This is a genomic window from Synechococcus sp. RedBA-s, assembly GCF_024345495.1.
GTDB lineage: Bacteria > Cyanobacteriota > Cyanobacteriia > PCC-6307 > Cyanobiaceae > Regnicoccus_A.
The window spans coordinates 1-12,812 of record NZ_JAGQBF010000002.1 but is presented as its reverse complement, the minus strand read 5'-3'; the positions used below and the strand labels follow the sequence as shown (position 1 = coordinate 12,812).

Annotated in this window: 14 protein-coding genes; 6 read left to right on the top strand and 8 right to left on the bottom strand. The window is 65.0% G+C overall.

The window, feature by feature from the left end:
• Positions 1-28: 28 nt before the first annotated feature.
• Genes KBY67_RS00950 through KBY67_RS00930 form a run of 5 tightly spaced genes read right to left on the bottom strand, consistent with a single transcriptional unit; the run spans position 29 to position 6,321 of the window.
• On the bottom strand, positions 29-1,414 hold the full coding sequence (locus KBY67_RS00950) for a cation:proton antiporter (RefSeq protein WP_255107664.1): 1,386 nt from the start codon (positions 1,412-1,414) through the stop codon (positions 29-31).
• 7 nt (positions 1,415-1,421) lie between these two features.
• Positions 1,422-2,987, bottom strand: coding sequence for a bifunctional orotidine-5'-phosphate decarboxylase/orotate phosphoribosyltransferase (locus KBY67_RS00945; RefSeq protein ID WP_255107662.1), 1,566 nt, complete (start codon positions 2,985-2,987; stop codon positions 1,422-1,424).
• 48 nt (positions 2,988-3,035) lie between these two features.
• The gene (locus KBY67_RS00940; RefSeq protein WP_255107660.1) at positions 3,036-3,782 is read right to left on the bottom strand and encodes a succinate dehydrogenase/fumarate reductase iron-sulfur subunit; all 747 of its coding nucleotides are present in this window, start codon (positions 3,780-3,782) and stop codon (positions 3,036-3,038) included.
• Positions 3,779-5,689 (bottom strand): fumarate reductase/succinate dehydrogenase flavoprotein subunit, encoded by a 1,911-nt coding sequence (locus tag KBY67_RS00935; protein ID WP_255107658.1) that lies wholly within the window; start codon positions 5,687-5,689, stop codon positions 3,779-3,781. Before KBY67_RS00935 ends, KBY67_RS00940 begins: the two co-directional genes overlap by 4 nt.
• Positions 5,689-6,321, bottom strand: a complete 633-nt coding sequence (locus KBY67_RS00930) for a succinate dehydrogenase (RefSeq protein WP_255107657.1) — start codon at positions 6,319-6,321, stop codon at positions 5,689-5,691. The genes KBY67_RS00935 and KBY67_RS00930 overlap by 1 nt, the downstream gene beginning before the upstream one ends.
• Positions 6,322-6,403: 82 nt before the next feature.
• On the opposite strand from KBY67_RS00930, the gene KBY67_RS00925 reads away from it, so the two are divergent.
• From KBY67_RS00925 to KBY67_RS00915, 3 genes are all read left to right on the top strand, one after another.
• On the top strand, positions 6,404-6,706 hold the full coding sequence (locus tag KBY67_RS00925) for a PQQ-dependent sugar dehydrogenase (RefSeq protein ID WP_255107655.1): 303 nt from the start codon (positions 6,404-6,406) through the stop codon (positions 6,704-6,706).
• 188 nt (positions 6,707-6,894) lie between these two features.
• Positions 6,895-7,908 carry a sensor domain-containing diguanylate cyclase gene (locus tag KBY67_RS00920; RefSeq protein WP_255107652.1) on the top strand — a complete coding sequence of 338 codons (1,014 nt, stop codon included), beginning with the start codon at positions 6,895-6,897 and terminating at the stop codon, positions 7,906-7,908.
• 388 nt (positions 7,909-8,296) lie between these two features.
• Positions 8,297-9,190 carry a transglutaminase family protein gene (locus KBY67_RS00915; RefSeq protein WP_255107649.1) on the top strand — a complete coding sequence of 298 codons (894 nt, stop codon included), beginning with the start codon at positions 8,297-8,299 and terminating at the stop codon, positions 9,188-9,190.
• On the opposite strand, the gene KBY67_RS00910 is transcribed toward KBY67_RS00915, so the two are convergent.
• Complete coding sequence (locus KBY67_RS00910) at positions 9,130-9,540, bottom strand: 4a-hydroxytetrahydrobiopterin dehydratase (RefSeq protein ID WP_255107646.1); 411 nt, start codon at positions 9,538-9,540, stop codon at positions 9,130-9,132. The two genes, KBY67_RS00915 and KBY67_RS00910, sit on opposite strands and share 61 nt — an antisense overlap.
• 342 nt (positions 9,541-9,882) lie before the next feature.
• Between KBY67_RS00910 and KBY67_RS00905 the strand changes: the two genes are divergently transcribed.
• The gene (locus tag KBY67_RS00905; protein ID WP_255107643.1) at positions 9,883-10,122 is read left to right on the top strand and encodes a DUF3136 domain-containing protein; all 240 of its coding nucleotides are present in this window, start codon (positions 9,883-9,885) and stop codon (positions 10,120-10,122) included.
• A gap of 44 nt (positions 10,123-10,166) precedes the next feature.
• A complete protein-coding gene (locus KBY67_RS00900; protein WP_255107640.1) occupies positions 10,167-10,811 on the top strand; it encodes a hypothetical protein in 645 nt (214 codons plus the stop codon).
• Between the two features lie 173 nt (positions 10,812-10,984).
• Here the strand turns inward: KBY67_RS00900 and KBY67_RS00895 are convergent, their stop codons facing one another.
• Complete coding sequence (locus KBY67_RS00895) at positions 10,985-12,019, bottom strand: linear amide C-N hydrolase (RefSeq protein ID WP_255107637.1); 1,035 nt, start codon at positions 12,017-12,019, stop codon at positions 10,985-10,987.
• Between KBY67_RS00895 and KBY67_RS00890 the strand changes: the two genes are divergently transcribed.
• The gene (locus tag KBY67_RS00890) at positions 12,018-12,143 is read left to right on the top strand and encodes a hypothetical protein (protein ID WP_255107636.1); all 126 of its coding nucleotides are present in this window, start codon (positions 12,018-12,020) and stop codon (positions 12,141-12,143) included. The genes KBY67_RS00895 and KBY67_RS00890 overlap by 2 nt on opposite strands.
• Before the next feature lie 191 nt (positions 12,144-12,334).
• Here the strand turns inward: KBY67_RS00890 and KBY67_RS00885 are convergent, their stop codons facing one another.
• Positions 12,335-12,730, bottom strand: a complete 396-nt coding sequence (locus KBY67_RS00885; RefSeq protein WP_255107634.1) for a hypothetical protein — start codon at positions 12,728-12,730, stop codon at positions 12,335-12,337.
• Between the last annotated feature and the right edge of the window lie 82 nt (positions 12,731-12,812).

Sequence of the window (12,812 nt, the reverse complement as noted above, 5' to 3'; positions counted from 1 at the left end):
TCAGCCGATTGGGCTCAGGCGATCCGGTTCAGGGAATCATGCTGGTCTTGGCCGCAGGGTTGGGCACCAGTCCCAGGGCCCGGGCCAGGTGGGGCAGGCTGATGCCCTGAACGAACAGATTGACCACCACCACGATGAAGATGATGCTCTCGGCGTTCTGGCTGAGTTCGTCAACGATGGCGGGGTTGATGCCACGGATTCTGGGAATCGCCAGGCTGAGGTCATGGGCGAGGGCTAGGGGAACAGCGCCGCGCAGGCCGCACCACGACACCAGCAGTGATTCCTTGAAGCTGAAGGGTGAGAACGGCTGAAACATCAGCACACTGATGGGCCGTGCCACCAGCATCAGCCCCAGGGACGCAAGAACTCCGATCGGCAGGGCATCGATCAGATCAGGCGGATAGACCAGCAGACCGAAAACCAGGAAGATCGTGATCTCCGTCATCGTGTTGAAGGGGAGCAGCACCTCCTGAATCGTGATGTGATTGATCTCGGGCGAACGGTATATCGTGTTGGTGAGGAACAGCCCGGTCACGTAGATGGCAATGAAGCCAGAGCCCCCGAGCAGGGTGGCCGCTCCATAGACCACAAAGGCCACCGACATGGCCACCACCAACAGCTGGGACCGCTCCTCCACCAGCCAATTGACCACGAAGCGAGCCAGATAACCAAAGACAAACCCCACCACCAGCCCTGCACCGATCTGCTGCAGAAATAACCTGATCTGGGTGAGTACTGTGCTCTCCAGGCTGGAGGGGCCTGCGGTGGCACCAGCGCTCACGCAGATGCCCACCACCAGCCCGTAGAAGAGCAGGGCGGAAGGATCATTCACCGAGGATTCAAATTCCAGCAGGTGCTGCAGCCGCAGTGGCACCTGGCGTCGCACCGAGCGCAGCACGCTCAGGGTGGCCCCCGCGTCGGTGGAGCCCAGGCAGGCGGCGATCAGCATTGCGGCGCCGATCGGGATGGCTTCCACGCCCCCCAGGGTGAGGGAGCTGGCCCCGGGGGAGGCCAGGAACCAGATCACCCCACCCAGCAGCAATGAGGACACCACCACCCCGCCGATGGCAAGGATGATCCCGTATTCCAAAAATCCCCGGATTGCCGCCAGATCAGTCTTGAGCCCGGCGTAGAAGAGCAGCAGGGCCAGGCCCAGTAACTGAAAGTTCGCCGCCTGGGCCTGGGTGATGTTGAGGCTGCTGACATTGATCGAGAGACCCAGCAGCAGCACCCCGAGGATGGCTGGAATGCCGATCTTCGGCGAGAATCGACTGATGGTCAGAGTGCCAAGAAACAGAACTCCGATGAACAACAGATGCGTCTGAATGGGAAAATCCAGTGCATTGGCCTGCTCCGTCGATGCGGCGGCCAGGATCGGGGTGAGGGGTGGGGCCAGAGTTTGGACAAGAAGCATCCGCGAATCAACGGCAGGGCAGGGTGGATTGGGTGTGGGCCGCCAGCAGATCGGCCTGCTCCTGACTGAGGCGATTGGCCGTACGCAGGGCGCTGGTGATGCGCTCGATGCCCACCACCGCATGGCAGGCGTAGCCCTGGGCCTCCAGACGGGCAACGGCCTGGCCGCCGTGGTCGATGAACACCACCACGTCGCGCACCTTCAGGCCAGATGACTCCAGCTTGGCGATGCCCTCCAGCACGCTGCCGCCGGTGATCAGGATGTCATCGACCACCACGACGGTTTCGCCCTCCTCGAAATCCCCCTCGATCAGGCGCCGGGCCCCGTGGGCCTTGACCTCCTTGCGCGGGTAGATCAAGGGCACATGCAATTGCAGCGACAGTCCCGTGGCCGTGGGCAGGGATCCATAGGGAATGCCGGCGATGCGGTCGAATTGCAGCTGGGCCAGGGGCTGGGCATAGGCATGCAGCACCCGGTGGAACAAGTTGGGATCGGAGATGATCCGCCGGAGATCGATGTAGTAATTGAAGACCGCACCGGAGGCCTGCACGTACTCTCCGAAGAGCAGGCAGCCAATGTCGAACAGATCCACCAGCAACTCATCAAGCCGCTGGTCGTCCAGGCGCTGATCTTCGAGCCGCCCCAGCTCAAGGACCTCGGCGGCGGTGGGAGCGCTGGAAGTCGTCGCTGCTGTCGCCCCTGCAGCCGCTGATCCGCCGCGGGGAGCCGGCAGCCAGAGATCACAGCGATCGGCCGTGCCGCCGTCCCAGTTCGCCCGCATGGTCTCGATCTGCTGGCGCAGGGCCCTGGTGCCCGCCGCCATGCCCTCCTCCACCAGCAGGTGTTGGGGGAGCGGCAGTAGTAGGCCATCGGCTGAACTGTTCAGGCCCGCCTGCAGCAGGGCCTCCAGGCGCTCTTCCTCTCCCCAGAGGCTGCGCAGGATCAGGAAACGCTCCGGGGCCTCCCGCCGCACCCGCGCCAGCACCGCCGGATCGCTGGTGCCCACCTCCAGCAGCAGGTGCTCCGGGGTGCCCCAGAGCTGGGTCTCCCGCACAATCGTGATGTAGAGCGGGTCGTCTTCGTTGGGGTGGTGCTGCACCACCCGGGCGCCGGGATTGGAGCTGTGGCAGGTGAGCACCACAGCCCGATCGGGATAGAGCAGAAAGGGCGCGGCGATGTCCTGCCCAGCCAGCGGCGAGAGGGTGACCGCATCGGCACCGAGGTCGCGGAACAGATAGTGGGCCATGGCTGAGGAGCTGTTCAGATCGCCATGCTTTGCATCGATGATCAGCGGCAGCTCCAGCGGCACCAGCTCGCGCACCTCCCGCAGCAACTCCAGGCCGATGGGCCCGAGGGCCTGGTAGAAGCCCAGGCTCGGCTTGTAGGCGCAGACGCTGTCGGAGGTGGCTTCGATCACCGCCTTGATCCAGCGGCGGGCCTGGGCCAGGAACGACCCGCTGCCGGCGTTATGGCGCGTCCAGGTCTGCAGCATCTCCGGGTTGGGATCCAAGCCGGTGATCAGCAGCGACTGGCGGCTGGCCATCGCTTCGGTGAGTTTGACGAAAAAGCTCATGGCGCCTGCCCCTTGGCCAGCATGGCAGTGCAAGCCACCCCCGTCCGCTCAGCCCCGCGCCAGGTGGTTCATGCGGCTGATCAGGCTGGAGGGAATCTCCTTCGGGCAGACGGCGGAGCACTCCAGCTGGTTGCCGCAGGCGCCAAAGCCCTCCGCCGCCATCTGCTCGCGCATGCGCAGGGAGCGCTGCTGGGCCTCGGGCTGACCCTGGGGCAGCAGCTCGAGGTGGGCCAGCTTGGCCGCCACGAACAGGCTGGCCGAGGCATTGGGACAGGCCGCCACGCAGGCGCCGCAGCCGATGCAGCTGGCGGCATCAAAGGCCTGGGCGGCCTGCTCCCGAGCCACGGACAGGGCATTGGCCTCCGGCGCGCTGCCGATGTTGATCGACACATACCCCCCGGCCATCAGCAGCCGATCGAGGGCGGAACGGTCCACCACCAGGTCCTGGATCAGGGGGAAGGCACGGGCCCGCCAGGGCTCGAGGGTGAGGCTCTGGCCATCGCTGAATTCGCGCAGGTAGAGCTGGCAGAGGGCGGTGCCGCTGCGCGGCCCGTGGGCCTGGCCGTTGATCAGGAAGCCGCAGGACCCGCAGATGCCCTCGCGGCAGTCGTGGTCGAAGGACACCGGCCGCTCGCCCGCCAGCAGCAGCTGTTGATTGAGCCGATCGAGGGCCTCCAGCAGGGAGAGATCGGGGCTCAGGTCCGTGAGCGGATAGCTGAGAAAGCGCCCGCCCGGCTCATCCTGACGCTGTCGCCAGATCCTCAGGCGCAGGCTGAGGCTGCTGGGGGCGCTCATCGGTAACTCCGGGCCGTGGGGCTGATCGCCTGGAACTGCAGCGGTTCCTGATGGCGGATCGGTGCTCCATCCGGCCGCCACTTCCAGGCGGCGATGTGGCTGAACGCGTCGTCGCGGCGCAGGGCCTCCCCGCTCTCGCTCTGGTGTTCCTCACGGAAATGGGCTCCACACGACTCCTCCCGCGCCAGGGCATCGCGCAACATCAGATCCGCAAGCTCGAGGTAATCCTGCAACTGCAGGGCCTTCTCCAGCTCGGGATCCAGGGGTGTGCCGGGATCGACCAGCAGCAGATCCTGATCGAAGCTGGCCCGCAGGGCCGCCACCTCCTCGAGGCCTGAGCGCAGCCCCTGGGCCGAGCGGCTGATGCCGCAGCTCTCGATCAGCAGGCCCCCCAGCTGACGGCGCAGGTCTTCAGCTGGCTGGCGGCCACCGATGGAACGCAGGGCGGCGATGCGCTGGCGCACGCCCTCCACGGCCTCGCGGCAAGCGGGATGGTGTTCGTCGAGCTCGGGGTGGGGCTGCTGGGCCAGCCAGGCCGGCACCGTGGCCGGGGCGATGAACAGCCCATCGGCGAGGCCCTGCATCAGGGCGCTGGCCCCCAGGCGGTTGGCGCCGTGCTCGGAGAAATTCGCCTCGCCGAGCACGAACAGCCCCGGGATCGTGCTCATCAGGTGGTAGTCCACCCACAGACCCCCCATCGTGTAATGGGGAGCGGGATAGATGCGCATCGGCTCCCGGTAGGGATCGCTGCCGCTGATGCGCTCATACATGGCAAACAGATTGCCGTAGCGCTCTTGGATCACCCCGCGGCCCACGCGCTCGATCGCCTCCTGGAAATCCAGATAGATCGAGCGGCCGCCGGGCCCCACCCCATGGCCGGCCACGCAGAGTTCGCGGGCGCGCCTGGAGGCCACATCGCGGGGCACCATGTTCCCGTAGCTGGGGTAGAGCCGCTCCAGGAAGTAATCCCGTTCCGCCTCGGGTACCTGGTCGGGGCGCCGCTGGTCCCCCGGCCTCCGCGGCAGCCAGACCCGCCCGTCGTTGCGCAGGCTCTCGCTCATCAAGGTGAGCTTGCTCTGGTCGGGGTCGCCGCTGGGGATGCAGGTGGGGTGGATCTGGGTGAAGCAGGGATTCGCCATCAGGGCGCCGCGGCGGTGAGCGCGCCAGAGGGCGCTGGCGTTGGAGCGCACCGCGTTGGTGGAGCGATGGAAGACGTTGCTGTAGCCACCGCTGGCCAGCAGCACGGCATGGGCCGTGTGGGTTTCGAGGGCACCACTGAGCCGGTGACGGCAGATGGCGCCGCGGGCCACACCATCGAGGCAGATCAGATCCAGCAGGTCGCGCTGGGGGCAGAGCTCCACCCGACCCGCCGCCACCTGGCGCAGCAGGGCCTGAACCACGCCGTAGAGGAGCTGCTGGCCCGTCTGGCCGCGGGCGTAGAAGGTGCGGCTCACCTGGGAGCCTCCGAAACTGCGGTTGCAGAGGCTGCCGCCGTACTCGCGGGCGAAGGGCACCCCCAGGGCCACGCACTGGTCGATGATCGATCCACTGATCTCAGCCAGCCGGTGGCAGCCGGCCTCCCGGGCGCGGAAATCTCCGCCGCGCACGGTGTCGCGAAACAGGCGCTCAACGCTGTCGCCGTCGTTCTGATAGTTGCGGGCGGCGTTGATGCCACCCTGGGCCGCCACGGAATGGGCCCGCCTGGGGCTGTCGTGGTAGGTGACCAGCCTCACCTGATAGCCCTGCTCGGCCAGACTTGCGGCGGCCGAGGCGCCCGCCAGGCCACTGCCCACCACCAGCACCCGGAAGTGGCGCCGGTTGGCGGGCGCCACCAGCGGCAGGTCCTGGCGTCGCCGGCTCCAGGCCTCAGCCAGCGGACCCGTGGGCAGCTGGGGATCGAGCCGCATCAGAGCCCAGCCCCCGCCACGGCACCTGCGGAGCGCAGCGCCAGGGGCAGCAGGGCGAAGCCAGCACCGAGCACGGCCGCTAGGGAGCGGCTGGCCAGCCGCAACCCCTTGGCGTTGCTCTCGTCGAGCCAGCCCAGGCTGCGGCTGAGGCTCTCGGCCCCGTGGAGCAGGTGCAGGCCTAGGGCCACTCCGGCCAGCACGTAGAGGACAAGGGCCCAGGGGGAGGCCAGCGCCAGGGCTAGGGCCTGGCGCTCCAGTCCATCGCCTGGCCGGTGCCAGCGCAACTGGGTGAGGTGCACCACCAGAAACAGCAGCAGCAGGCCACCACTGACGGGGGCCATGCGGCCAGAGAGGGCCGCCAAGGGCTGCCCACGCTTGCTGCGCCACTGGCTGTAGGGCACCCCCCCCCGGGCCCGGTGGTTCGCGATCAGGTGCCGAACGCTGAACCCCAGGTGAGCGAGGGCGGCCAGTGCCAGGCTGATTTCCAGGGGCAGCAGCCAGGGGGCGTGATGCAGGGCTGTGGAGTAGCTCTCGAACGCCGCTGGGTTCAGCACCGACAGGCCAGCCCCCAGTCCATGGGCCAGCACGAACAGCATCAGAATCGATGCCGTGATCGGAATCGCCTGGACCATGCCAGTGCCTGACCTCCAGTCCACGCCAAATGTCAGGCAGATTCTATCGAGACAGACCCGGCCCCCAGCACCGACCCCTCTGTTGAAGGGCGCCACGCCGATCGAGCTGGAGGGCCAGGCGATCCGGCTCAAGGCCCAGTCGAAGCCCAGCGGCCTCGGCAAGGTGTTGCTCTTCAACGACGACGGCTCCATCCCCGCCGACAATCCCTTCCGCTCGGATCGAGGTACTGATCCAGCGCTGTGGAGCCTGGGTCATCGCACCATTCAGGGTCTGGCCTACGACCCGCTGCAGGGGCGGATCTGGCCCAGCGAGCACAGCGCCCGTGGCGGCGAAGCGCTCAATCCGCTGATGGCGGTGGGCAGCGGCAGGGCCGTGGCTGCCTGAAATGGCAACCTGTTCGCCGGCGGACTCTTGTCGGGCGATGTGCGCCGCATCGAGCTGGGTCCCAGCGGGGAGGTGCTGAAGCAGAGCAGCCTGTCGGTGGGGCAACGGGTGCGGGATGGGGCCCTGATTCGGCTGGAGCCCGCGGGCGCCGCTTTGCCTACATTGCCAACAGGGTTGCGGCAGACAAGGTGAACGAGACCGCAGGTGATGGTTCGGCCCGCTCCTACCCGGTTCCCGCCGATGAGGCCCTGCGGCTGCGGGAACTGCAGCGCCATCAGCTGCTCGATCAGGCGGGTGACCATCACTTCGATCGGATCGTCAAGCTGGCGAGCGCCATCTTCGACATGCCCATCGCCCTGATCTCCCTGGTGGACCACAACCGCCAGTGGTTTCTCTCCAGGGAGGGGCTGGAGGTGAGCGAGACCCCACGGGAGGTGGCCTTCTGCGCCCACACCATCGCCAGCGACGAGGTGATGGTGGTGCCCGATGCCCTCAACGACGAGCGCTTCAGCGGCAACCCCCTGGTGGTCTCCGGTCCAGGCATCCGCTTCTACGCGGGCGCTCCCCTGCGCACCAAGGACGGCCACAACCTCGGCACCCTCTGCGTGATCGATCAGAAACCGAGGGAGTTCAGCCCGGAGCAGGTCCAGCAGTTGCGCCTGCTCGCCGAAGTGGTGATGCGCGAGATCGAATGGCGCCACGACTCCAGCCTCTGCCCCGTGACGGGACTCTCCAACCGCGGCGCTCTGTTCAGCGTGGGGCAATGGGAGATGGAGGACGCGCGCGCTGCGGCAGAACCCATGGCCCTGATCTGCCTCGACATCGACAACTTTCGTCAGATCAACAACCGCTGGGGGCATCCCGCCGGCGACCAGGTGCTGCTTGATTTCAGCCACCTCTGCAAGGGGTTTCTGCGCGAGCAGGACTTCATCGCCCGCCTCGGGGATGAGGAGTTCGTGATCCTGCTGATCGATCAAGGCGGCGATGCGGCTCTGCAGCTGGCCGAGCGGATTCGCCAGGCCACCAGTCGCATGGGCGGTGTGTTCTCGCGCTCCGGATACCACCTCAGCGTCAGCGGTGGCGTCTCAGCACTGGGCCACGACGACACCGACTTCGGCGACCTGGTGCAGCGAGCCGAGCGAGCCCTGGAGCTGGCCAAGACCAACGGACGCAACCAGATCGCGTCCGTACTCGGTTCATGACGGCATGCGACCGCTCCAACCATGGAGGGCACGCTGGGGTTAAGGTAATTCAGTCAGGCTGAAGCCGGCGAGCCGCGCAGCTCGCACAGAGCCTGATCCAGCACCGCGCCACTCCCTTTGCTTCCCGGGGTGGCCATCAGGTTCCCAACGCCATCCGCTACGCCGGTCCCTTCAGGATCTGCGGGTGACGCCCGGTGCAGAAACCATATCCAGATCACACGTTGTTCCCATGACCTTCATCCTGTCCCAGGCGGACGTTGCATCCGCCGACCGCTCCAGCCGCCGCACGGCCCCAGCCTCCCAGCATCAGACTCCTCCCAGCTGGGAGGATCTGCTCGGTCGCCGCTGATCCAACCAGCGGCCCTCCTGAGATTGCGTCACCACCGGCATGCTGTTCGAGATTCACCATTCCATCCGCTTCCGCTATGAGCGGCCGGTGTTTCTCGAGCCGATGACCGTCCGGCTCAGTCCACGCCAGGACGTGACGCAGCGGTTGATCTCCCATGCGTTGACGGTGACGGAGGCTCCGGCAGGCCACAGCCTGATTCTCGAGCCAGATGGCACCGACGCCAGAGTGCTCTGGTTCAGCGACAAGCGCGAGCGCCTGCACCTGCAGGTGAGCTCGGTGGTGGAGACCCTGCGCTGCAATCCCTTCGACTGGATCCTCACCCACCCACAGGCCCAGAGGCTGCCGGCGGCCTACCCCGCTGCCGAGGCTGGGTCCCTGGCTCCCAGCCTCTCCACACCGGGCTCCAGCGATCCCGGTTCCAATCCTGTGGGCGCCTGGGCCGCTGGCCTTGCTGCCGAGGTGGAGCATTCCACCCCTGACTTTCTGATGCGGCTGGCCGATGACATTCACCACGGCTTTCACCACATCGGCCGCCTCGATGGCGAACCCTTCAGCCCGGAGGAGACTCTCTCGGGCCGCACCGGGGCCTGCCGTGACACGGCGATGCTCTACGTGATGGCCTGCCGCAGCCAGGGGCTGGCGGCACGCTTCGTCAGCGGCTACTCGATGCATCACCCGCCGGAGGTGAGCGAGCACGAACTGCACGCCTGGGCGGAGGTGTACCTGCCGGGCGGTGGCTGGCGGGGCTACGACCCCAGCCTGGGGCTGGCGGTGGCCGATGGCCATGTGGCCCTGGCGGCTTCGCCCGACCACCTGATGGCCGCTCCCACCACCGGCACCTACCGCGGCACCGATGTGGGCTCGCAGCTGAGCTACACCATTGAGCTCAAGGTCTCCGGTCCAGGCTCCGAAGCCGGCGAAGCGGCGGCATAGCCTCCGTAGGGGGTGGCCGGTGGCACTGCGCTGATGGCATCGAGTTTGGCGGCCAGCACCGCATCCGCCCGGGTGAGGCCATCCACCTTGTGGGTGAAGATCACGGCCTCCGCCCGACCCCAGCCCAGGGAGAAATCGGCGTGGTGACCCGCCGCCTCACAGACCGCCCCGGCCCGGTTGATCCAGTCGAGTGCCGATTGAAAATCAGGAAATGACCATGGCTTGTGGAGGTGATGGTGGTCGACCAGCTGCCAGCCGCTCAGGCTGGGCATGAGGGCGTCCAGCTCCTCGCTGGTGAGGATGGGGGCACCATCGCGGCAGGGTACGCAGCGCTCGTTGCTCAGATCCATGGCCGTTCTGATCGGCCCCCAAGTCTGCCAAAAAAGATGGAACCACGCCTCACTAGGTATTTCTCCTCAGTAAGGGGGCTGATTGTGGTTCACTCCAGTGACGATATCTTTCAACCATTGCCTGCATGCGTTCACAAATCCATTCTTCCCAGGCGGGAATGGACTGACTGCCTGAAGATCAAGGCGAAAGCTTCGTCAAGCCAGGCCAGCAGCAGCCCCAACGGAGGTTTAGGCTGATGTGTATCCGTGAGCCGCTGTATGCCGGATCGATCTCGGCCCACGGATGATCTGATCGACCCTGCATCCAGACCAGGATCCAATCCCCTTGAAAACCGGTTCTGAATGGCCATGACTGAAGCAGCCTCCCTGACGGTCGGCGAGCTTGAGGCGAACTATCACCTCTATTGCAAAGCCATGAAAATGTTGATCATGGAGGAGAGAACCTCCCAGGAAATTCAACGCACAGTGTGCTGGAGCCGCCTGGAGACACTCCACAATTGTCTGCCCAGCATGTATAAAGCCCCCGACTATCTCTTCACCCTGCTGCGGCGTGAGTATCTGCAGAAGAAGGAAGCAAAGTAGTTCTCCTCCAGCCTCCGGCTTGTCAGCACCACAGCCCCGAACGGATGACCCTTGGAGCCCCCAGCACACTTCAGCTGACGTTGCACGGCTTCAGGGCGGGCCCCTTCCTCAGCGTCGTGTTGCTGGCGGTGATGACCCTCAAGAGCGGCCCTGCCGCTGCCCAGGCCGAAACGCCACAACCCGCAGAGGCACCCCAAGCGGCCGACATTCCGGCCAAGGTTTTCGTTCCTGAAGCGGCTGATGCCCTCACCGCCAAAGAAAAGGAACTGCTGGAGCAGATCCGTCGTCTGAAGGCCCCCCGCTGGCGCAGCTTCGGGGCCTGCAAATACGACTGGACCAGCTGGCGCTTGAGTGCCAAGGGTGTTCGCACCACCATGTTCCGCTGCGGTGATCCGCCGATCACGGGCAATGTGGCAGTGTTCTGCTCCAGCCTACGCATCAGTCGTCAGGTCGCCGAGGCCCAGTGGGAGTCGTGGCGGCTGCCGTTGAGCCTGGGCGAATCGGCAGCCACAGGCGGTGAAGACCTGATGGTGGCCAATCTCTGCGCCAATGCCAAACCAGCTCCCAATGCCAGCAAAGAAGCTCCGGCCCAGCCCGGCGCAGTCAGCAAGCCCGCAGCCCCACCAGCGGCTAAACCTGTTGTACAGCCTGCGGTCAAGTCCGCGCCCAAGCCTAAGCCTTCGACCTGAAGCCCAAAGACCTCACTAATGGCGGGGGTGTTGGCCTGGTGACAGCCGATAGAGACGGGACTGCAATCCTCTCGGTCATTTGAAACTCGGGGTTCGACGGGTTCATGCATTGACATGCTGATGTTGGGCGCTTGGTTTCAGGCGTGGCTTGACCTCTTTGGAGAAGATCCCGATCACTTCGCACCGAGCCATTTGAAAGGTACAGAGGGCTTGAAAATCCCAGAGATCTCACCCGCAATCGCCTGGCCTTGCTCAATGCGGATCATCTGCGGTGCTGTTCCCACAGACAGGTCAACCTTGCTCATGTCGATCCAGGAGACGGCGGGAAAAATCACAGACTCGAAATAGTAGATCTTGGCCTTCTGATCTGCCACGGTTCGCCACAGGGTCATGGCGATATTGGGCTTATTGGGATTCGACATGCCAAGCGGAACGCTCATGGCGCGCATCTGCGAAAAGACTGAAGCCAGTGCCAGTTCCGGTTCTTTGTACTTGGGCGAAGATTTGAGGTTATAGCTCAAGCGCACAAAGCGATCGGCAGCACTGATCGTGCCTGGAAGAAAGTTGTTGCCACCGAGCTGCTCCCAGTAGGCGTTCAGCGCGAGCTGCTGATCAAAGGTTGGCGAGTTCGTCATCACCTGGTATTGCGGGCCGTGATGAATGACCAGCTTGCCTTTGATGTATTCAAAAATCGCCGAGTCGCCCGATGCATCAGAAATGGAGAGATGAAGGCCGGCTGCCTTGCCATTGGGCAGTGGCGGGGCAATGATGGCGAAGGGCGAAGTGGCCATGGCAGCCACCGCTTCTTTCACCGTGGCGTAGTTGTCGAGCATGTACTGCGCCCAGGCTCCCACCGAAAGGGTGGGTTTTCCTGATCGCGCACCATCGCCGAAATCTGCCTCATTAAGATAGAGCAAATTGGCAACAAATCCTTTATCATTCATTCCATCTGCTGTTCCAACGTCATAGAATGACGTGGCCAGTGAGCCGTGCTTGGAGGTCCACTGGATCGGCTTGGAGCCCGCCCCTCCATTACGTTTCATCCCTTTCGGGAACACCCAGAGCGCCGTAGCGGCCGTGGGGTCTGCCCAGTCCATGGTGCGTCCAGTGATGAAGCTCTGACGCCCTGTTTCGTAGAGAACACGGGAGCAGGCCTGAACATCACGCACAGACGCCAGCGCTAAAGCGGCAACGGTGATTGCGGCCATGGCGGCTTGTGTGGTGATCCATGACTGGGATGACTTCATCGTGGCTGGCTCACGCCTGTACTGGGCGCTGAAGGAATGGTCATGGTATTCCTGGCAAGATCAGCAGGTGATGTCACTGCAGTGATTGTATCCAGCTGTTGGAAGTTCTGTGCCTCAACTCGTCACGGGGCCTCACGGCATCATGTCGGCTGCCTCAGAGTCACTAAGCCAGGAGCCCCCTCTTGGCACGACCACCGAAGGGTAGAAAACGGTTGCTCGCAGGACGAGCTGATCCAGGTCTGAGCCTGACTGCCCGACACATCTCAGCCGAGACGGTCATGCGACAGCCAGCAGTTGGGACTGGCGTGGCGGTGGCGGCAGCTCAATCCGTGTGAACCAGGGCTCTTTCTGCCGTCGCAGCACGCCGCGACTGGGGATGCAGGGCCCCAGCTCTCGCAGCGGGATCGGTATCCAGGCCAGCAGAGTTCTGCCGGCGTGGACCACAGCCTGTTGCAGCCACTGCAGGCCGATCCGCACAAAGCTCAGGACCCGCTGCCAGTGGGGATCGACGCTGCGGCGCTGGCCGGCCAGGCTCACGGCGAATCCCTGAAGACTGCTCACCAGCCCGGCGATCATCCAGCCCAGCAGCACCAGGTGGCGCTGGTCGCAGAAGGCGCTGTGTTGACGCAGGAGGCCGATCAGCTCACGATGGAGCCGGGTCTGGGGATCCACTGGGGATTGGATTGGTTTCGCAGCCCCAAGCTCCCATGGCTCCCTGCCCACCCCATTGACTGAGACGCATGCTGTTGCAAGG

What these genes read in the sequence shown, in the direction of transcription:
- KBY67_RS00950 (WP_255107664.1), bottom strand. Translation starts at nt 1,414, where the DNA reads ATGCTTCTTGTCCAAACTCTGGCCCCACCCCTCACCCCGATCCTGGCC.
- KBY67_RS00900 (WP_255107640.1), top strand. Translation starts at nt 10,167, where the DNA reads ATGACCCTTGGAGCCCCCAGCACACTTCAGCTGACGTTGCACGGCTTC.
- KBY67_RS00905 (WP_255107643.1), top strand. Translation starts at nt 9,883, where the DNA reads ATGGCCATGACTGAAGCAGCCTCCCTGACGGTCGGCGAGCTTGAGGCG.
- KBY67_RS00935 (WP_255107658.1), bottom strand. Translation starts at nt 5,689, where the DNA reads ATGCGGCTCGATCCCCAGCTGCCCACGGGTCCGCTGGCTGAGGCCTGG.
- KBY67_RS00910 (WP_255107646.1), bottom strand. Translation starts at nt 9,540, where the DNA reads ATGGATCTGAGCAACGAGCGCTGCGTACCCTGCCGCGATGGTGCCCCC.
- KBY67_RS00945 (WP_255107662.1), bottom strand. Translation starts at nt 2,987, where the DNA reads ATGAGCTTTTTCGTCAAACTCACCGAAGCGATGGCCAGCCGCCAGTCG.
- KBY67_RS00930 (WP_255107657.1), bottom strand. Translation starts at nt 6,321, where the DNA reads ATGGTCCAGGCGATTCCGATCACGGCATCGATTCTGATGCTGTTCGTG.
- KBY67_RS00895 (WP_255107637.1), bottom strand. Translation starts at nt 12,019, where the DNA reads ATGGCCGCAATCACCGTTGCCGCTTTAGCGCTGGCGTCTGTGCGTGAT.
- KBY67_RS00915 (WP_255107649.1), top strand. Translation starts at nt 8,297, where the DNA reads ATGCTGTTCGAGATTCACCATTCCATCCGCTTCCGCTATGAGCGGCCG.
- KBY67_RS00940 (WP_255107660.1), bottom strand. Translation starts at nt 3,782, where the DNA reads ATGAGCGCCCCCAGCAGCCTCAGCCTGCGCCTGAGGATCTGGCGACAG.
- KBY67_RS00890 (WP_255107636.1), top strand. Translation starts at nt 12,018, where the DNA reads ATGGCGGCTTGTGTGGTGATCCATGACTGGGATGACTTCATCGTGGCT.